Below are 17606 nucleotides of genomic sequence, written 5' to 3'. Positions count from 1 at the left end.
AGCTAAATAGGCGGGTTGGCATTGTCAAAAGCGGGATGCGTCTTTAGGACAGAATCAACAAGTGGGGCTTGCAGTCGATCGTGGCTAGGCCTCGTCCGGATGTTCGGGAGAGAGTTCTATGCGACAGGCCAGAGGCCTTGTTCTGGGTGCATTGCTGGCATCGGCCAGCGCCACCGGCGTGATCGCGCAGGATGCCATGCCCGATGGCGACTGGCAGACCATCAATCGCGACCTGGCAGCCACCCGCTACTCTCCGCTCGCTGAAATCAACCGGTCCAATGTGGGCGAGCTGCAGCAGGCCTGGACCTATCCGCTGCGCGCCTTCAACACCGCCGTCCCGCTGGTGGTGAACGGCAATATGTATATCACCGCGCAGAACCGGGTCGTGGCGCTCAACGCCGCCACGGGCGAGGAAGTGTGGGTTCACCAGACCGAAGGCGGCCAGGGGCCCGGTGCGGGCTATTCCGGCCGCGGTGTCGGCTACTGGCCCGGCTCGGGCGATTACGGCCCGCGCGTGCTGGTGACGCAGGGCACCAATCTCGTCGCGCTCGATGCGGCGACGGGTGAGCCGGTCGAAGGCTTCGGCGATGGCGGCGTGGTCGATATCGTCATTGGGTTCGGCGGCACGCCTACCATCCACGGCAATGTGGCGGTGATCGGCGCGGCCTCGCTGGAAAATCCGCGCGGCAATTCCGGCAATCCGCGTGCCTATGACGTGGTGACCGGCGAAAAGCTGTGGGAATTCGATACCACGCCCGACCATGGCGAACTGGGTGGCGACACCTGGGGCAATAGCGGTGCAGAAGGGCGCGGCGGCACCAATATGTGGGGCTTCATGGCCACGGTGGATACCGATACGGACACCGTATACCTGCCCATCGCCAGCCCCTCGCACAATTATTATGGCGGCGACCGTCCGGGCTCCAACCTGTTCGGCAACTCCGTTGTCGCGGTGGACCTGCACACCGGCGAATACAAATGGCACTTCCAGACCGTCCATCACGACATCTGGGACATCGACATGAGCCATGCCGGCCCGCTGATCCCGCTCGCCAATGGCGGCAAGGCGATCACCAATGTCGGCAAGTCCTCGCTGTTCTACGTCCTCGATGCCGAAGATGGGGAGCCGGTGCATGCGGTGGAGGAAATGCCCGTCCCGCGCGGAAACGCGCCGGGTGAGTATTACCACCCAACCCAGCCGATTCCGCAGGTCACGCCGCCGCTCAGCCGCGTGAGCATGACCTGGGACGACATCGTGACGGCGGAAGACACGAACGAGGCGCATGCCGCAGCCTGCATCGCCATGTGGGACAGGGCCGGCGGCTATATCAACGAAGGTATCTTCACCCCGTTCATGTACCGCGCGGAAGGATCGCCGGTGCAGTCCACCATCCAGCTTCCGGGCGGCATCGGCGGCGTGAACTGGGGCGGGCCCACCGCGAATCCTGAAACCGGCATGGTCTATGTCAATGCGATTGACACCTCGCTGGTCGGCTGGGTGGAACGTGTTGCGGGTGATGAGCCCTACAGCTTCGATGCCTCCGAACCGCCACCCTATGACCGGGCGAGCGTGGACGGCAAGGGGCCCTTCTTCAGTTTCCAGGCGCCGTTGAGCGGCGAGTATGACGACAATGGCCGCCCCGTGGGCGTGGCCGCACCGTGCTACAAGCCGCCATGGGCGCGCCTGACCGCGATCGATGCCAATACCGGCGAGATCGCCTGGGCCGTGCCGCTGGGCATTTACGAGGAACAGCCCGAGGGCAAGCAGCTGCTGGGCAATGCCGGCAGCGCTGGGCCCACCGTTACCGCGGGCGGGCTGGTATTCGTGGGCGCAACGAACGATCGCCGTTTCCGCGCCTTTGACGCAGACACCGGAGAGCAGCTATGGGAGACCACGCTCAACGGGAACGCCAACGCCAATCCGATGACCTATCGGGGCAGCGACGGCAAACAATATGTCGCCATCAACGCCAGCGGCGTTATCATGGTGTACACGCTCGATTAGTGATTGGTGCATACAGGAGAGGTTATGCAGGGGATTAAGAAGTTTTCGACGGCGGTTGCAGCTGCGGCGCTCATGGCGCTGGGCACTGTGCCCGCTACCGCGCAGGATCAGATTGACGGCAAGCCGAATCTGAACGGTGTGTGGCAGGTGATGAACAATGCCAACTGGAACCTGGAGCCGCATAGCGCCGCCAGCAACCCGGTGGCGGACCGCCTGCTGGGCGCGATCGGTGCCATTCCGGCCGGCCTGGGCGTGATCGAAGGGGGCGAAATTCCCTACAACGACGCTGCGCAGGAACGCCTCGCCGCGCATAAGGAAAACGTGATCTATCACGATCCGGAAGCTGCATGTTACCTGCCGGGTATCCCCCGGGCGACCTACATGCCGTATCCGTTCCAGATCATTCAGGGCAACAATGACGATATCCTGATGGTCTATGAATATGCATCGGCCAACCGCGTCGTGCATATGCAGGAAGTCGGCATCCCGCCGATCGATACCTGGATGGGCACGTCCTACGGCCAGTGGGAAGGCGACACGCTGGTCGTCACCACGCTGGCGCTGGGCCCGGGCCTGGTGAAGCTGCCCGCCGGTGAAATGGTGGAAGGCGTGACCTGGCTGGATCGTGCCGGCAACTACCTGACCAACCATGCGACCGTGGTGGAGCGCTTCACGCTCGCCGAGGGTGGCAACCACATCGACTACGAGGCGACGATCGAGGATCCGACGATCTACACTCGCCCGTGGACCATCAGCATGCCGCTGTACCGCCGCGTAGAAGACAACGCGCAACTGCTTGAATTCAAGTGTGTTCCGTTTTCTGAACAGCTGCTTTACGGCGACTTAATCGAGGACCAAGGCGCAGAGTGATAAGACACTCTCGTTGACGTCCCGCAAGACATCACGATTCGTGAAAACCAAGGAGTTACCTGCCATGCAAATGAAGAAGCTCAGCGCTGCCGCGATTGGCGCCGTGCTGGCGGTGACGGGCCTGGGCGCTGCCGCGCACCACTCGTTCGCCACTGAGTTCGACCGCAACAAGCCCGTCCGTCTGGAAGGCAAGGTTGTGATGTTCGAGTGGGTGAACCCCCACTCCTGGATCCACATCGACGTGGAACGCAACGGCCGTACCGAGCGCTGGCGTGTTGAAGGCGGTGCGCCTTCGGCCCTGCTGCGTCGCGGCTGGAACAGAAATTCGCTGCCCGCGGGCACCGACATCATCGTGGACGCCTTCCAGGCTCGCGACGGTGACACCCGCGCGTCGGCTGCGGAAATCCGCTTCCCGAACGGTCGCGAGCTGTCGCTCGGCAACCCGACCACGGAAGCCGTTGCCGCTGCTGCACGCCGCGCCGGCAACTAAGCACCTTCCGGCACTTCGCCGGAATGCAAGAAGCGGGGGTCCCATTGCGGGGCCCCCGTTTTCGTTTGGGCCCACCCGCCCCGCGCAAGGGGCTTGCCACCAATGCCCCGCGCGCGCTTGTTCCCGGGCGACTAGCGCCTCACCCCCCACTAAATATCGCGTCGGCCAGCAACCGCCCGGACATCCAGGCATCGCCCACAGTGGGGCCACGCAGCCAGTCCCCGCAGGCACCCATCCTTGTACCGGAGTCCCACAGATATCCCCTGTCGCTCGCTGCCGGGAAGGCATAGCGCCAGCGATGGGCAGCCTCCGCCACCGGCTTGGGCTGGACGATGCCGGTCAATTCGGCGAATTCCGCCAGCAGGGCTGCAGCGATGGCGTCCGGCCGGCTCTCGAGATGCTGGCGCGACCATTCCGCTCCGGCCTGTATGACCCAGCATTCAGCCTCGCCGCGGCCGGGCTTGGCATTGTTGCGCGCTGCCCAAGCAATCGCGCTCTCGCTGCGATAGCTGTCATGCGCTGCGTCCAGCCGCTCGCCAAAGGCGCACATCAGCGTCCAGCAGGGGGCGGAGCGTATGGAGACGGCGAGCCGCACCAGTTCCCGATCGATCGGGAAGGCCAGCATTGCTGCCTGCTCGGCCGGCACGGCGATCACCACGTCGTCGAAGGTGTCCGGCAGCTGCGCATCCTTGGCGCGCAACCGATAGCCCCCCTCCCCGCGCTCGATCATCTCGATCCGCGTGGCAAAGGAGATGTCGAGCGATTGCGCCATGTGCTTGAGCGGCGCATTCATGCAGGGCGCGCCCACCCATGCGCCGGGCCGGTCGGGTGGCCAGCGTTCGACCACCCCGGCTGCGTGCCATTCATCGACCTGACGCGCCATCAGCGCATCGTCTGCGGTGAAATATTGCGCGCCATGGTCGAAGCGCAGTTGCTGGCCATTATGCTCCATCCAGCGAGTGGACATCCGGCCGCCGGGACCACGGCCCTTGTCGAACAGACTGACCCTCCAGCCCGACTCACCCAGGCGCCGGGCGCAGCTCATCCCTGCCATTCCCGCCCCGATGATCGCCACATGACGGGAAGTGCTGGTATTGTCGCTCATGCGGCCTCGAACTGCGAATGCGCCTTAGGAAAAAGGGGCATCGCAGCCGGATCTGATGGGATGGAGGGAGCGGAACGGGAGGGGGGAAGAAGCTGTTCCGCGAGGAAGGTCCGACTGCGATGCAGCCTCCTTATGAAGCTTGGGCAGCCAAGCCGGAATATGGACCTTGGGGCATGTGGCCCGAAGACGGTGTCAGATGCCCGCTTCCACGGCGAGACGGATCATCTCCGCCGCACTCTTCGCGCCAAGCTTTTCCATCGCGATGCCGCGATGCATCTTCACCGTCTTTTCCGACAGGCTCAGTTCCCAGGCGATCTGCTTGTTCCTGAGGCCGGAGGCGACCAGCTTGAGCACTTCCAGCTGGCGCGGTGACAGCGTGCGAATCTTCTCGGCCGCCTTGGCCCGGCGCGAGATGCTGGGACCGGGGGCATCCTCATCCAGTTCCACTTGCGAGCCAAGGAAATAGGTCAGCTCATCATCGTCGCCGAAGATGGGCGCCACCAGCACGGCGTTGCGGAATGGCGTTCCATCCTTCTTGTAATTGAGGATTTCGACCATCACCGGCTTCTTGTCGCGGACACCTTCCTTGATGGCGTCGGTCAGCCAGGGTTCGGTATCCGGACCGGCCAGGAACCGGCAATTGCGGCCGACCACTTCCTCTTCCGGATAGCCGGTAAGGTCGAGGAAGGCCTGGTTGCACGCGACGATCGGATTGTCGTGAAGGCGCGGATTGCTGACCACCGATGCCACGGGGGACCCATTGATCAGATCGGCGACCCACGCCTCGGGTGTTATGTCCTGCTCCATGCCCACAGTGCATATGTAGCGGCGCTTTGCGCGATTAACCAGTGCCGGCGGACAAGCTGGCCTGATTGGTACGAAAGGCATTCTTCCTTTCGTCTGAACCCCTTGTCCCCATATCCGCGGCGCAAACCCCGACAAGACGGGGGCAATAGAAAACGAAACAGGGTCACGACATGTCCGCACACACCGCTTCCCGCACCATCCGCACCCGCGTGGCCTTCGCCTTCACCGCCAGCGCGCTTGCACTGCTCGCCGCCAGCCCGGCGCAGGCGACCGACGGATACTTCCTCAACGGCATCGGCGCGAAGGCCAAGGGCATGGGCGGCGTCGCCATAGCGCTCCCGCAAGATGCGCTGTCCACCGCCACCAATCCGGCCGCGGCCACCGCGCTGGAAAAGCGCGTCGATTTCGGTGTCGAGATCTTCGTGCCCGATCGCGGCGCGACGATTTCCGGCAATGGTGCGGGCCTTGATGGCGACTATTCGGGCAATGGCGCCAATCCCTTCATCCTGCCCGAATTCGGCTATGTCCGCCCGCTTTCGGACCATGTCTCGGTCGCGCTCACCATCAATGGCAATGGCGGGATGAACACCGATTACGAGGCCAATCCCTTTGCCAATTTTGGCGCCACCGGCCCGGCGGGCGTTGACCTGAAGCAGGTCTTCATCTCGCCCACCATCGCGGTGGAGTTTGCCGAGGGGCACTCGCTGGGCGTATCGCCCATCCTGCTGGTGCAGGGCTTCCGGGCGACCGGAATCCAGCCCTTCACCGCCGCGTCCGCCGATCCTGCCCACTTCACCCATAACGGCACCGACTGGTCCTTCGGCGGCGGTTTCCGCGTCGGCTATCTGGGCGAGTTGGCGCCGGGCATCAATGTCGGCGCCTTCTACCAGTCGCGCATCTGGGCGGGCGGCTTCGACGATTACGCAGGCCTGTTCGCGCAACAGGGCGGCTTCGACGTTCCCGAAAGCTATGGCGCGGGTATCGCGGTACAGCCGGTGGAGGGCGTGACGCTGGGCGTGGACGTGAAGCGGATCGAATATTCCGAAGTCCAGTCGGTCGGCAATCCGCTCGCCCCGCTGTTCACCGGCACACCCTTCGGCGCGGAAGGCGGACCCGGCTTCGGCTGGGAGGATGTCACCGTGTTCAAGGTCGGCGGCAGCGTGGATGTGAGCGAAGACCTGACCCTGCGCGCAGGCTATGGCCGCTCGGACAATCCGGTCCCCTCCTCCGAAACCTTCATCAACATCCTGGCCCCCGGCGTGGTGCAGGATCACTTCACCGTGGGTGCGACGCTGGGCATTGGCGGCGGAAAGGAACTGACTGCCTTCGCCATGCGCGCACCGCGCAACACGGTTGAAGGCAGCGGCTCGATCCCGGCGCCCTATGGCGGCGGCGAAGCGGATGTCCGGCTCGCCGAGACCTCCTTCGGCATGTCCTTCGGCTGGAGCTTCTAACCCACGCCTAGACGCCCTGACGGGAGGCCTGGCGCTGCCTGGAGCGCCTCAGTAAGTCTACGCATACACCGATCCTCCCGCCTCTGCTTAGCCACCTGCCCACCCCGCATCGGCCGGGGCGAGCAAGGGAGGATCGGAGCCTGCCGATGGACACCGAATTGCCGGCATGGCCGGGCCGCGAAGGCGCTGAAGCACTACTGCAGGCACAGTCCGCCCTCGATGGGCGCGCGCGTCTGTTGCTCGATCGCAGCGGCCGTCTTGTCGCCGCATGCCGCATGGCCTGGCAGCTGATCCGCAAGCAGGAGTTGCTGGCGCATATCGACGGGCAGGTCCGCGCCGTGTGCGAGGAAGATGCCCGGCTGGTCGCCAGCCTGCTCGAAGTGGCCGAAGGCAAGCGCGGATCAGCCTGCCTCGGCCTGACAGAAAACGTCGACCCGCTCTTCATCCACGCCGCGGCCACCGGCCCCGATCACGTGTGCTGGGTGCTCGCTTCCGCACAGTCCATGCACCGCCGCGAGCTGCCCGACCTCAATGCGCTGTTCGGTCTGACGCCGAGCGAGGCACGTATCATCGAGGACCTGTTTGCCGGGATGACACCGCAGGAGATTGCCAACCACCACTCCAACTCCATCCACACGGTCCGCGTGCATATCAAGCATTGCTACGAGAAGATGGGCGTGAACTGCCGCGAGGAGATGTGGGTCAAGCTGCAATCCTGCGCGCTTTGAATCCGCGCCGGCAGGCGAAGTCGAATTTTGTAGGAATTCGCCACCTCCCTAATGACGAATGGATGACGCACAGGGGAACCCTACCAACTTTGGTTACGTAGATTTTCCAATAATTCCCCCCACCGCTTCCTCCTACTCTTTGTCCGTCGGGACCGAGTCTTTCGATCCGACTTGGGGACCACCTAGCCAGCATTGCTCCTCGCGCTTGTCGCAAGAGCGTGGCTGCCTGTGGGAGGAATTTGATGGACCGCCGCAACGCGACGTTACGCCGGGGCATGCTGCCCGGCGCGTGCAGACTTACGCCTGCTATCCTGGCAGGCCTGCTTGCTTCCGCAACTTGCGCCAATGCGCAGGAGGCTGAGGCAAGCGGATCCGAAATACCGGAAGACGGCACGATCATCGTGTCGCGCGACGTCCACCACACGATCGGTGCGCCATACTTTCCCGGTCAGACCCACCGGGTGGTCACGGCGCCAGGCCGCCTGGTCGTCTCGACTCTCGACAACGGCCTGAAGCCGCTGACCGATGGCGAGACTGCGCAGGTCACCGCACAGCTGACTTCTCCGCAAATGCAGAACGGCGCCCTGGCCGAGATGGGCCAGACGGTAGAACTGGCAGGGGGCGGCAGCCAGCTCGCCAGCGGGACCCAGGTGGGATCCGTCGTCACTTCCACCATCGATCGTTCGATGGACGCGCTGGACGGCGCGCTCGGCAGCCTGTCCGCGCTTGCGGGAGGCGGACAATGAACCACCTCAACATACTTCACGCAGCCGCCCTCGCCGCCCTGATCCCCGCGCTGGGAGCCGCATCCGCGGTGCAGGCGCAGGACGAGCCGCCGGTGCAGGAAACCCTGCAGGACGAGGCCATCGTCGAGGCGGGCCAATTCTCCGGCACGTCCGGCCGGCTGGCGGTCAACATGGCGGCGGGCGACGGCAACCAGCAGGCGGGCAGCGCGGCCCTGGCCATCGGCGAAGTCGCCATCGCCAGCGAAAACGTGGTCCAGCACGGCATGGATGCTGCCGGCGACCGCGCAACCGCCGTGACCATTTCCGGCGATGCCTTTTCCGGCAATTCGGGGCTCGTCAGCCTCAATGTGACTGCCGGCTCGAACAACCAGTCGGCCAATCTGGCAAGCCTGGCAATCGGACAATCCGGCGCACTGACGGACCAGCTTCTGGAACAGTCGCGTGCGCCCACCGAACCGTACGGGGGCACTGAAACAGCCTCTGCCCATCGCAATGACAGCGTCAGCGTAAGCGATGACGCCTTCAGCGGCGGCAGTGGCCTTTTTCAGACGAACCTGATCGGCGGCGAGAGGAACTCCTCCGCCAACACCTTCTCGCTGACTGTCTTGGCGGGGGGACAACCTTGAGTGAATGAAGGAGACTACCGATGAAGAAGTTACTTCTCTCAACAGTCGCGGCCTCGGCCGTGATCGCCACTCCCGTGCTTGCACAGGAGGGCTCGTCGCTGGAAGTCAATGTCGATGCTGACGTGGACATTGCCTATGCCAACAACATCGACACCAGCGTCACCACCGATGTGACCTACTGGAAGCTGGTCGGCCTGCTGGGCGGCGCACTCGTGCGCGGCGTGGTCAACGTCGACAGCTCGGCTGTTGCCGTCAACGACGTCAAGCAGCTGCAGCAGGGCGTGGCCGTGACCTATCGCGAGGAAAACGAGCTGAACGGCGAGAACGGCTATGTCGATCCCGTCTTCGGCGGTGGCTGGAGCGAAGCCGGCAACGACCCGAACGATGATCTGGAAGACGGCATGTTCGAGCCGCAGATCCGCGTCGGCTTCTTCGCTCCGGTGGTCAACACGGTCGATACGTTCGCGATCGATTCCTCCGGCAACACCGGCGTGAACCTGGCTGCAGGTTACTTCAACATGCAGATGAACTCGGCCACGCTGGCGACCTCGAACAACACGTCCGAGGAAGCTATGGGCGGCTGGTCGGAAGCTTCGACCACGTCGTTCCAGTCGCTGCTGGGTGTTTCGCATCTCGCCACCCCGGGTGAAATCCTCCCCGAGGATGACGTTGAGCAGGGCGGTGCGCTGAACAACTTCCGCGACCGCAACACGGTGCTGGGCGGCACGATCGCCGGATCCGGCAATATCGGTGTCAACGCGGCTGCAGGCAGCCTGAATCAGCAGGCCAACCTGCTGACCCTGGCTGTTGCCGCCGATACGACGCTGGCTGAAGCCAATGCCGGCCTGATCCAGACCGCGACGCTCAGCTTCGTGGAACAGCAGGACAGCAAGAACCTGGTGACCGGCCTCGAAATCGCAGGGACCTCCGGCAATGTCGGCGTGAACTTCGCAGCAGGCGTCGGCAACCAGCAGCTGAACGCTCTCACCATCGCTGCGTCGTCGGGTGCGCCCGCCGACAATGGCGGTGGCGGCGGCGACCCCAGCTAAGTCCAACCGAACCGTCAGCTTCGGCCGCTTCCGGGCGGCCGAAGCCCGGGGGCGAGACCGATGCCCCCAACAGATACGGTCCGCCTTCCGGGCGGAGGGGGGGCACGACCACCTCTCCTCCGACCGGAGCGCAGAGACCAGTCAACACACAGGCGAATGAAGGCTAAGATGGGCAAACAGGGTATCACGACTGACAGAGTGCGCCGCAAGATCGCGGCAGGCCTGGCCGCTGCGGGCACCGCGGCGCTGCTCTCCGCCTGCGCAAGCGCACCCGGCGGCCAGGCGACGCCGCTGTGGCTGGGCGCCGTTTCTTCCAATGCCCCCGTTATTCCGGTCTCCGTCACCAGCTGGCAGGACCGCAAGTTCGACAATCTGGTGCGCCAGCGCACCGATTTCAGCTGCGGCGCCGCGGTGATGGCGACCATTTTCAACTTCGCCTTCGGCCGCGAGACGACCGAGGAGCAAGTCCTCGTCAACATGCTGCGGATCGCCGATCCCGACATCGTGCGGCAGAAGGGCTTCTCGCTGCTCGACATGAAGAATTACGCGCAGATGGTCGGCTATGAAGCCGAAGGATACCGCGTCGATTACGCCACGATCCAGGCGCTTGAAGTGCCCTCGATCGCGTTGCTGGATATCCGCGGATACAAGCATTTCGTGGTCGTCCGCCGCGCCTGGGACGACAGGGTCGCGATCGGCGATCCCGCCCTTGGCAACCGGAACATGAGCCGCGCCGATTTCGAAGAGGCGTGGAACGATATCGTCTTCGTCGTCGCCGGCGAAGGATACGACCCGCAAACCGTTCTGCTGCAGCCGCCGGAGCCGCTTTCGGCCCGGCGCCTGATGGCTTTGCACGCAAGCATACCGGGAGCCGAAGTCGCCGAGTTCGGCTTCACCCGCGGCTTTTCATTCTGATGGAGGAGATCATGTCACCCAAACCAGCCTGTCGAAACAGGTCCGCAAGATGGGGGAAAGGCAGCTCGCTCGCCGCCCTTGCCCTTCTCGCCTGCGCCGTCCCGGTGTCGGCCAGCACGCCCGATCTGACAGCGCTCGCCGGGCACCAAAAACTGGCGGATGATGAGCTGTCGGATATGCACGGAAAGTTCGTGACGCCGGAATCGGTTTCCTATTTCGGCATCACCATGCTCACCAGCTGGCAGGATTCCAGCGGCGTCACCACGCTCGCCCGGCTGGTGTTCAATGTCGATTTCCTGTCCGCCCCGAATGGCGGCAAGCCCGTCCCGCAGCTGATGATCGCCTGGGCGCGCGAGGGCGACCAGGGCATGAATGTGACGGACAGCCATGAAGGCTATGTCCCCTATATCACGCCGCAGAATGTGACGCCGATCGGCGGACTCGCCGATTTCTCCGGCGCCGCGCAGGCCAATGTGATCGCAGGAGCGGACAACAGCACGGCGAACGGCATGCAGATGATGATCGTGCCCTCGTCCGCCGTCCCTGCACTGTCGCAGGCCGGTATGCAGGAAGTGAACGGACCGGTGAACCTGGCCTTCAGCGACGGTGACCACCTGCAATTCCGCCTGGCGGACAACCAGCTGGGCATCGTGATGACGGGCAATAACGGGACGGACAGCACAAGCCAGCTGGTCGGCGGCGATGTGGGTCAGGTCCTGCAACAGACCGTGCTGAACAGCGACCACAACCTGGTCGATAACAGCGCCTCGGTGATCTTCGGCGTCGACGCCATCCAGAACATGGAAGTCGTCCGCGCGCAGGAAGCGCTGAGCGCCATGAAAGGACACGGTTTCTAATCACTTAGCAGTTTCCTTTGTTGGGGAGGAACAAGAATGACTTACCGTTTATGGGCCGCTGCGGCCCTGATGCTGGCCGTCGCGCCGGCGCCAGCCAGTGCGCAAGAGGAGGAGACACGGCAATTCGCCGTCGAGGGAGTGGGTGTCCTCACCTGCGCCCGCTTCACCCAGGCGCGGGAGGACCGGCAATCGGCAGAATACCAGCGCATGATCGGCTTCATCGAAGGCTATCTGAGCGCGGCAAACCTTTATGAGCCGAACACGTTCGACCTGACGCCGTGGCACAATGCCGCGGCCTTCGACCTGATCCTCGACAGCCATTGCAAGGATAATCCCGAGGATCCGCTGGTCAGCGTCACGCAACGCATGGTGGTGGGCTTCCGCCCGCTGCGGGTCGCGCAATTCTCGCGCCTGCTGGAGGTGGGCGACAGCGAGAACCGCGCGCTTGTCTACGAGACGATCCTGCGCCGCGCGCAGGCCGCGCTCAGCATTCGCGGCCTCTATTCCGGCCCGGAAGACGGGCAGTACAGCGAGGAGCTGAAGGAAGCCTTCCGCCAGTTCCAGCAAGAAACCAGCCTGACACCCACCGGCGTGCCCGATCCGGCCACGCTGTGGACCCTGCTCAACCCCTGATCGAAAGGGAGGACACAATCATGACCCGCACAAGTTTCACCAAGACCGCGCTGATCAGCGTATCCGCGCTTGCCCTCATCCTGCCGTTGAGCGCCATGGCGCAGGACAACCCGGCCGAGGAAATCGAGCAGTTGCGATCCGAAGTCGATGCACTGCAACAGCGCGAACAATTGTATCTCGATCGCCTGGAGGAGCTGGAATCGCGCCTCGCGGCCATGGAACGCGCGGACGGCACGCCGATGCGCGCGATCTCTCCGGTAGAGGCCGCCGGCATGCGCGGCACCTTCATCGACAGCCAGCCCGTTTCGATCCCCGATGATCCCTCGCTGGCGTTCTTCCGGCGGCAGGACCTGCGGAACTTCCACAATGGCAGCAGCCGGCTCGCACAGCCGCAGGTCCCGGAACCGGCGACCGGCGGGGCAAGTGACGAGACCGCCGATGGCGAGCGCCGCTCCCCTGCCCCGACCGAGGCAGTGGTCGAAATTTCCGAGCAACAGCAGGGCCGCTTCGGCAGCAATATCGGTCTCGACCTGGGCCTGAGCTATTCGCATTTCGACAATGCGCGGATTTCGCTGGACGGCTTCCTCGCACTCGACGCGATCTTCCTCGGCACGATCAGCATCGACCAGGTGCAGTCGGACATCTTCACGCTCGATCCGACCTTGCGCTTCGGCGTGTCTGACAGGCTGTTCTTCGATGCCAACCTGCCGCTGCTGGCACGCACCTCCAATTTCCGTTCGGGCGGCGCGGGCGGCTCGGCCTCCGCATTGATCGAGGAGACGGTGCGCGATACCGGGCTCGGCGATTTCAACGCCGGGGTCAGCTACCGCCTGTTGGAGGAACGCGCCGGGCGGCCCGACGTGGTGCTCAACGGCCGCGTGAAGCTTCCCACCGGGCGCCATCCCTTCGGCATCGAATTCGTCGAAGTCGCCAATAGCGAAGGCAATCTGCAGGTGCCGGAGGCTCTCGCCACCGGAAGCGGGGTCTATGGCGCATCGATCGGCGCATCGGTGCTCAAGACGCTCGATCCGCTGGTGGTGTTCGGCAATGCGACCTACTTCCACAATTTCGCGCGCGAATTCGACGATATCGACGAGAATCCGGGCGATCTTCCCGGCCGCGTGGATATTGGCGATGCCTGGCAGTTCGGCGCGGGGCTTGCCTTTGCGCTGAACGACAAGTCGAGCATTTCCATGTCCTACAGCCAGCGCCTGGTCGAACATACCATTCTGCAACCCGAAGGGCAGGATGTGAGGGAAGTGGTGGGCAGCCAGGCCAATGTGGCGGTGATGAACCTGGGCGCGACTTTCACGCTCGGTTCGCGGCTCGCACTGGTCAGCAATGTCGGCATCGGCCTGACCGATGACAGTCCCGACATGTCCGTGAGCCTGCGCATTCCCTACCGCTTCTGAGGGAGGAGAGGTCATTCTTGGCACCACCTTACGTAATTCTACGTATGGTGGTGCCAAGCTGCGATGGTTGACCTTTTGTGTGCGGCTTGCTGCATTCGCAGGACATTCGTGACCACCACGGATGACGCCGCCGCAAAGGTCGGATCATATGCGCAGCACCATCGCGGATACGCAGGAGGACAAGGGTTTCCCGCCCGAGCTGGCCACGGTCGAACTGATCGGCCCGCTGGCGGAAACCCTGCCCGTGGCACTGGTGATCTCCGACGCCGAGGGAAAGATCCTGGCCGTCAATGCGATGACCGAGCAAATGTTCGGCTATCGGCGCAGGGAAATGCTGGGCGGCAATATCTCCATGCTGATGCCCGATTCAGAGCGGGACCAGCACGCCGAATACGTCTCCACCTATATGCGGACGCGCAAGCCGCGCATTATCGGGATCGGCCGCTACCTGATGGCACGCGGCAAGGATGGGCGGCACTTCCCCATCGACTTGAGCCTGGGCGAAGCGGAACTCTCGGGAGAGGCGGTCTTCATCGCCCTGATGGCAGGGATGGAAACCGACGAGACCGACCGGCGCAAGCTGGAGGAGCTGCGCGAGGAAATTGCCCAGGCATTTCGCATGGGTGCCATGGGCCTGCTCGCCAGCGCCATCGCGCATGAGGTGAACCAGCCGCTGACCGCCTTGCGCAATTACGTGGAGACGGTGGCGCATATGGCCGAAAGCGGTGCGCCAATCGATCGGGAGAAGTTGCACGAGGCAATGAAGGCCTGCAGCGAGGAGGCCGAGCGCGCGGGCCAGATCATCTTCCGCCTGCGCCAGTTCCTGACCCGCGGCGATGCCGAAATGGACCGCTGCTCGCTGTCCCGTCTCGTGTCCAACGCCTTGGCGCTGGCACAGGCGGACGGTGACGCGCGGCTGGTCAACACAGTGGTGAAGCTCTCGCCGGAAGCGGATGCCGTGCTGGTCGACGGCGTGCAGATCGAGCAAGTGCTGTTCAACCTCCTGCGCAATGCCTTCCAGGCGATGAAGCATGAAGGAGAGGCCGTCATTCGCGTGATCAGCAAGCCGGACCGCGCGATGACCGAGGTGGCGATCGAGGATTCCGGACCCGGGATGGATGGCGAGAAGCAGCAATTGCTGTTCCGGCCATTCAACTCCGCCAAGCCCGAGGGGATGGGTGTGGGCCTGTCGATCTGCCGTGCGATTGTCGAGGCGCATGGCGGCAAGCTGTGGATCGAGACCTCCAGCCTTGGCGGGGCCGGGTTCCATTTTACCGTCCCCCGCGTGATCCAAGCGGAGCCGGACGGCATTAACGATGGGCGCTAGCGACATCCCCGTCTATGTGGTCGCCAATTACGAGGGGCTGCGTAATTCGCTGCACTTCATGCTCGGCGCCATGGGGCACGCCAAGGTCAGGAGCTTTGCCGATGGCACGCCATTCCTCGCCGAGCTGGACAGTCTGCCGCCAGGCATCGTCCTTCTCGACATGCGCGTGCGGCAGCCGGACGGTTTCTCCATCCTCGAACGCATAGATGCGCGGCGGAAAGACCAGCTCGCAGTGATCACCCTTGTCGACCGGAGCGACCTGCCGATGGCGATGCGTGCGCGCAAGCTGCGGCTGGCTTGCGACTTCATGATCAAGCCCTTCTCCGCGCAAGATCTGAAGACCGCCTTCGGGCGCTGCCAAAAGCTGTTGCACGGTCAGTTGAGCGTGATCGGCATCCGCCAGGCTGCCCGCAGCCGGCTGGCCGTGCTCGACCCGATGGAAATGCGCATCCTCAGCGCGATCGCCAACGGCCTTCCCGCACGATCTATCGCGACCGATCTCGGCTTGGACCTGCATCAAGTGAGGATGGCGAGGGGAAACCTGAAAAGGCGCCTTGGCGTGGTGGATTCCGCCAGCATGCTCAAGATCGCCTATGACGCTGGCGTGCCGGCCAAACTCGCAAGCCCGGCGCGGCCGGACGAGCCGGAGCTCCCGCTCGGGTAGGATGCGCGAGCCGGGAGTAGCCGCATCCTTTCCATGCGAAATGTCAGAATCGGAAAATTGAGCTTTGTGCCGGGCCTTCGCGGCACTCCGCGGTCAAACTGCCCAGCTTCTCTTCCTCCTTGATCAACAGGTCGAGCAGCGTCTCCTTCAACTCTGGGTTGGTCGCCCCATTCATCTTCTTCAGCAATCTCTTGATGTTCTGTTTGCAGATCATCATCGAGTTCTCAGCTTCGATCGTGTCCGTTCTCATCGCGGACTGGCCCCCTGTCCAAATCTCGTGCCTCTCCCATCCCGCCGACTCGATTCGTCGACGAGCATCACCAAACATCGCTGGAGGCTTGATCTTCCTATCAACCAAGTGCCTTCAGCATTTGGCGACAACCGAAATTAACCAATATCAGCTATTCCCTTTGCATTCAAATTTTGAGTGCCGTTTCGCGCCGCAACAGGCATTATTTGCGACGAACCGTGACCCATCGAAACTCTTGATTTTCATTATTTTTTGTAAAGTTTCGACACACTGTCCCGAATTCATACGGTTGCTCAGCGACACAGTCTTCAGCTTCCCGAACGCTCCTTTTCGCCGGGCTCCCCGGCGACCTGCATATGCGTCCGGTACCACTCGTTTTCGGAGCCGAGGCCCGCTGCAAAGGCAATGCGCAGCACATCGGCAAAGCTGGGAACGTCGAGCTTTGACATCACGTTGGCACGGTAGACCTCCACGGTCCGGACGCTGATCCCCAGGTCATATGCAATGGTCTTGTTGGGATAGCCGCAGGCCAGCCCGTCCAGCACCTGGCACTCGCGGTCCGACAGCTTGCCCAGCTGGGTACGCGCCCAATCCGACTGCAGCATGCGCGCCTGGCGATCGGCCATCAGGCGCACGGCATTGCCTACAGACTGGAGAAGGCGCTCGCGTTCGAAGGGCTTCTGCAGGAAATCGAGTGCGCCGGCCTTCATCGCGGCGACGGCCATGTCGACATCGCCATGTCCGGTGAGCACGATCACCGGCTGGTCCACACCCCGCGCCTTCAATTCCTGCTGCACCTGCAGCCCGTCCATACCGGGCATGCGGATGTCCAGCAGGATACAATCCGCTTCGTCGAAATCGGCTGACTTCAGGAAGGCATCGCCGCTTTCCCAGCGCTTGACGCGATATCCCGATGTCGAGAGCAGGAAGTCGAGTGACCGCCGGATCGAGTCCTCGTCATCAACGACATAGATCAGGTGACCGTCAGACATGGGCGTCTGCCTCGGGGCCCAATCGGCCGCGTTCGATTGATGCGGCCGCATGGCCGATCCGCTGTTGCATTGTCTCGCTCCCCCAAAAAGCGAATATGCCCGAACCTTGACGCCTAGAAGCGCCTTCGGCTCGACCGCCATTCGTAATCATCCGGATAGCGCCTGCCCTTTTCGGGTCGATTTGCGCGCCATTCGCGAATACGTGGCAACTGCAGCATCAGGTGACAGACGGAAACGGCAGGAATGTGTCGAAAAAAGGCTTCATTCCGTCAGTTTACCGCACCCATGCACTATCCCGGCCTAGGTGGTTGCGAACAGCGTGTCCGTGACCTCCATCACGTCCTGACGCGCGCGCGAGAGGCGCGCTGCGTCGAATCGTGCCTGGCAAGCGGTGACATCCTGCATCAGGCCGCGATAGAATGTCTCCAGTACATCGGCGAGCGGTTGCTGTGGGTCGATACCCTGCAACAGGGCGACCAGCCCCAACTGCGCGCGGGAGAGGGCCTTGGTGCGGATATCGCGGCGATTGTTGGCCTCGCCCCAGATGGCGCGCTGCATCGCGGCTGCCAGATCCTCCAGGCACAGGCGCACCAGCTGCGTACCGCCGCAACCGGAAACATAGCCATCGAAAGCCACGCGGCGATATGTGGCGGCAGGATCGGCGAGCTTGAGCATG

19 protein-coding genes are annotated in these 17606 nt (G+C 63.5%); 14 read left to right on the top strand and 5 right to left on the bottom strand.

All coding sequences use genetic code 11. From position 1 onward, the window contains the following. Positions 1 to 118: 118 nt before the first annotated feature. The 3 genes from E5222_RS03650 to E5222_RS03640 all read left to right on the top strand — a co-directional run bounded on the left by E5222_RS03650 (position 119) and on the right by E5222_RS03640 (position 3365). Positions 119 to 2005: an outer membrane protein assembly factor BamB family protein gene (locus tag E5222_RS03650; RefSeq protein ID WP_136692345.1), complete on the top strand. Its 1887-nt coding sequence runs from the start codon at positions 119 to 121 to the stop codon at positions 2003 to 2005. Between the two features lie 24 nt (positions 2006 to 2029). Further along, entirely contained in the window at positions 2030 to 2875 is an 846-nt protein-coding gene (locus E5222_RS03645; protein WP_211196079.1) for a hypothetical protein, read from the top strand. A gap of 64 nt (positions 2876 to 2939) precedes the next feature. Beyond that, positions 2940 to 3365: a DUF6152 family protein gene (locus tag E5222_RS03640; RefSeq protein WP_136692344.1), complete on the top strand. Its 426-nt coding sequence runs from the start codon at positions 2940 to 2942 to the stop codon at positions 3363 to 3365. A gap of 139 nt (positions 3366 to 3504) precedes the next feature. On the opposite strand, the gene E5222_RS03635 is transcribed toward E5222_RS03640, so the two are convergent. Both E5222_RS03635 and E5222_RS03630 read right to left on the bottom strand, forming a co-directional pair. Next, a complete protein-coding gene (locus E5222_RS03635; protein WP_136692343.1) occupies positions 3505 to 4470 on the bottom strand; it encodes an NAD(P)/FAD-dependent oxidoreductase in 966 nt (321 codons plus the stop codon). Positions 4471 to 4662: 192 nt separating this feature from the next. Next, a complete protein-coding gene (locus tag E5222_RS03630; RefSeq protein WP_136692342.1) occupies positions 4663 to 5277 on the bottom strand; it encodes a LuxR C-terminal-related transcriptional regulator in 615 nt (204 codons plus the stop codon). Positions 5278 to 5447: 170 nt separating this feature from the next. Here E5222_RS03630 and E5222_RS03625 point away from each other — a divergent pair, with 170 nt between their 5' ends. From E5222_RS03625 to E5222_RS03575, 11 genes are all read left to right on the top strand, one after another. Further along, positions 5448 to 6731 (top strand): OmpP1/FadL family transporter, encoded by a 1284-nt coding sequence (locus tag E5222_RS03625; RefSeq protein WP_136692341.1) that lies wholly within the window; start codon positions 5448 to 5450, stop codon positions 6729 to 6731. A gap of 146 nt (positions 6732 to 6877) precedes the next feature. After that, the gene (locus E5222_RS03620) at positions 6878 to 7459 is read left to right on the top strand and encodes a helix-turn-helix transcriptional regulator (protein ID WP_136692340.1); all 582 of its coding nucleotides are present in this window, start codon (positions 6878 to 6880) and stop codon (positions 7457 to 7459) included. 242 nt (positions 7460 to 7701) lie between these two features. Then, complete coding sequence (locus tag E5222_RS03615; protein WP_136692339.1) at positions 7702 to 8205, top strand: hypothetical protein; 504 nt, start codon at positions 7702 to 7704, stop codon at positions 8203 to 8205. Beyond that, positions 8202 to 8831 (top strand): hypothetical protein, encoded by a 630-nt coding sequence (locus E5222_RS03610; RefSeq protein ID WP_136692338.1) that lies wholly within the window; start codon positions 8202 to 8204, stop codon positions 8829 to 8831. Before E5222_RS03615 ends, E5222_RS03610 begins: the two co-directional genes overlap by 4 nt. A 20-nt stretch (positions 8832 to 8851) precedes the next feature. Next, positions 8852 to 9880, top strand: coding sequence for a hypothetical protein (locus E5222_RS03605; RefSeq protein WP_136692337.1), 1029 nt, complete (start codon positions 8852 to 8854; stop codon positions 9878 to 9880). 168 nt (positions 9881 to 10048) lie between these two features. Next, entirely contained in the window at positions 10049 to 10795 is a 747-nt protein-coding gene (locus tag E5222_RS03600; protein ID WP_169053464.1) for a C39 family peptidase, read from the top strand. Positions 10796 to 10899: 104 nt separating this feature from the next. Next, entirely contained in the window at positions 10900 to 11652 is a 753-nt protein-coding gene (locus E5222_RS03595; protein WP_136692335.1) for a hypothetical protein, read from the top strand. Positions 11653 to 11688: 36 nt separating this feature from the next. Next, the gene (locus tag E5222_RS03590) at positions 11689 to 12285 is read left to right on the top strand and encodes a peptidoglycan-binding domain-containing protein (protein WP_136692334.1); all 597 of its coding nucleotides are present in this window, start codon (positions 11689 to 11691) and stop codon (positions 12283 to 12285) included. Between the two features lie 20 nt (positions 12286 to 12305). After that, positions 12306 to 13697 (top strand): transporter, encoded by a 1392-nt coding sequence (locus tag E5222_RS03585; protein ID WP_136692333.1) that lies wholly within the window; start codon positions 12306 to 12308, stop codon positions 13695 to 13697. A 148-nt stretch (positions 13698 to 13845) separates the two neighbouring features. Beyond that, a complete protein-coding gene (locus tag E5222_RS03580) occupies positions 13846 to 15024 on the top strand; it encodes a sensor histidine kinase (RefSeq protein WP_169053463.1) in 1179 nt (392 codons plus the stop codon). Continuing rightward, positions 15014 to 15688, top strand: coding sequence for a response regulator transcription factor (locus E5222_RS03575; RefSeq protein ID WP_136692331.1), 675 nt, complete (start codon positions 15014 to 15016; stop codon positions 15686 to 15688). Before E5222_RS03580 ends, E5222_RS03575 begins: the two co-directional genes overlap by 11 nt. A gap of 43 nt (positions 15689 to 15731) precedes the next feature. Here the strand turns inward: E5222_RS03575 and E5222_RS03570 are convergent, their stop codons facing one another. The 3 genes from E5222_RS03570 to fliS form a co-directional block, all read right to left on the bottom strand. Continuing rightward, complete coding sequence (locus E5222_RS03570; RefSeq protein ID WP_136692330.1) at positions 15732 to 15938, bottom strand: hypothetical protein; 207 nt, start codon at positions 15936 to 15938, stop codon at positions 15732 to 15734. 308 nt (positions 15939 to 16246) lie between these two features. Then, the gene (locus tag E5222_RS03565) at positions 16247 to 16930 is read right to left on the bottom strand and encodes a response regulator transcription factor (protein ID WP_136692329.1); all 684 of its coding nucleotides are present in this window, start codon (positions 16928 to 16930) and stop codon (positions 16247 to 16249) included. A 300-nt stretch (positions 16931 to 17230) separates the two neighbouring features. Beyond that, positions 17231 to 17605 (bottom strand): flagellar export chaperone FliS, encoded by a 375-nt coding sequence (gene fliS / locus E5222_RS03560; protein ID WP_136692328.1) that lies wholly within the window; start codon positions 17603 to 17605, stop codon positions 17231 to 17233. Between the last annotated feature and the right edge of the window lies 1 nt (position 17606).

It is taken from the genome of Alteraurantiacibacter aquimixticola, from assembly GCF_004965515.1.
Classification (GTDB): Bacteria; Pseudomonadota; Alphaproteobacteria; order Sphingomonadales; family Sphingomonadaceae; genus Alteraurantiacibacter; species Alteraurantiacibacter aquimixticola.
Note: the sequence above shows the minus strand (reverse complement) of the source record. Positions and strands in the feature narration are given on the sequence as shown.

What these genes read in the sequence shown, in the direction of transcription:
- E5222_RS03615 (WP_136692339.1), top strand. Translation starts at nt 7,702, where the DNA reads ATGGACCGCCGCAACGCGACGTTACGCCGGGGCATGCTGCCCGGCGCG.
- E5222_RS03620 (WP_136692340.1), top strand. Translation starts at nt 6,878, where the DNA reads ATGGACACCGAATTGCCGGCATGGCCGGGCCGCGAAGGCGCTGAAGCA.
- E5222_RS03575 (WP_136692331.1), top strand. Translation starts at nt 15,014, where the DNA reads ATGGGCGCTAGCGACATCCCCGTCTATGTGGTCGCCAATTACGAGGGG.
- E5222_RS03565 (WP_136692329.1), bottom strand. Translation starts at nt 16,930, where the DNA reads ATGTCTGACGGTCACCTGATCTATGTCGTTGATGACGAGGACTCGATC.
- E5222_RS03635 (WP_136692343.1), bottom strand. Translation starts at nt 4,470, where the DNA reads ATGAGCGACAATACCAGCACTTCCCGTCATGTGGCGATCATCGGGGCG.
- E5222_RS03630 (WP_136692342.1), bottom strand. Translation starts at nt 5,277, where the DNA reads ATGGAGCAGGACATAACACCCGAGGCGTGGGTCGCCGATCTGATCAAT.
- fliS (WP_136692328.1), bottom strand. Translation starts at nt 17,605, where the DNA reads ATGCTCAAGCTCGCCGATCCTGCCGCCACATATCGCCGCGTGGCTTTC.
- E5222_RS03640 (WP_136692344.1), top strand. Translation starts at nt 2,940, where the DNA reads ATGCAAATGAAGAAGCTCAGCGCTGCCGCGATTGGCGCCGTGCTGGCG.
- E5222_RS03600 (WP_169053464.1), top strand. Translation starts at nt 10,049, where the DNA reads ATGGGCAAACAGGGTATCACGACTGACAGAGTGCGCCGCAAGATCGCG.
- E5222_RS03605 (WP_136692337.1), top strand. Translation starts at nt 8,852, where the DNA reads ATGAAGAAGTTACTTCTCTCAACAGTCGCGGCCTCGGCCGTGATCGCC.
- E5222_RS03585 (WP_136692333.1), top strand. Translation starts at nt 12,306, where the DNA reads ATGACCCGCACAAGTTTCACCAAGACCGCGCTGATCAGCGTATCCGCG.
- E5222_RS03645 (WP_211196079.1), top strand. Translation starts at nt 2,030, where the DNA reads ATGCAGGGGATTAAGAAGTTTTCGACGGCGGTTGCAGCTGCGGCGCTC.
- E5222_RS03610 (WP_136692338.1), top strand. Translation starts at nt 8,202, where the DNA reads ATGAACCACCTCAACATACTTCACGCAGCCGCCCTCGCCGCCCTGATC.
- E5222_RS03625 (WP_136692341.1), top strand. Translation starts at nt 5,448, where the DNA reads ATGTCCGCACACACCGCTTCCCGCACCATCCGCACCCGCGTGGCCTTC.
- E5222_RS03650 (WP_136692345.1), top strand. Translation starts at nt 119, where the DNA reads ATGCGACAGGCCAGAGGCCTTGTTCTGGGTGCATTGCTGGCATCGGCC.
- E5222_RS03570 (WP_136692330.1), bottom strand. Translation starts at nt 15,938, where the DNA reads ATGAGAACGGACACGATCGAAGCTGAGAACTCGATGATGATCTGCAAA.
- E5222_RS03580 (WP_169053463.1), top strand. Translation starts at nt 13,846, where the DNA reads ATGCGCAGCACCATCGCGGATACGCAGGAGGACAAGGGTTTCCCGCCC.
- E5222_RS03590 (WP_136692334.1), top strand. Translation starts at nt 11,689, where the DNA reads ATGACTTACCGTTTATGGGCCGCTGCGGCCCTGATGCTGGCCGTCGCG.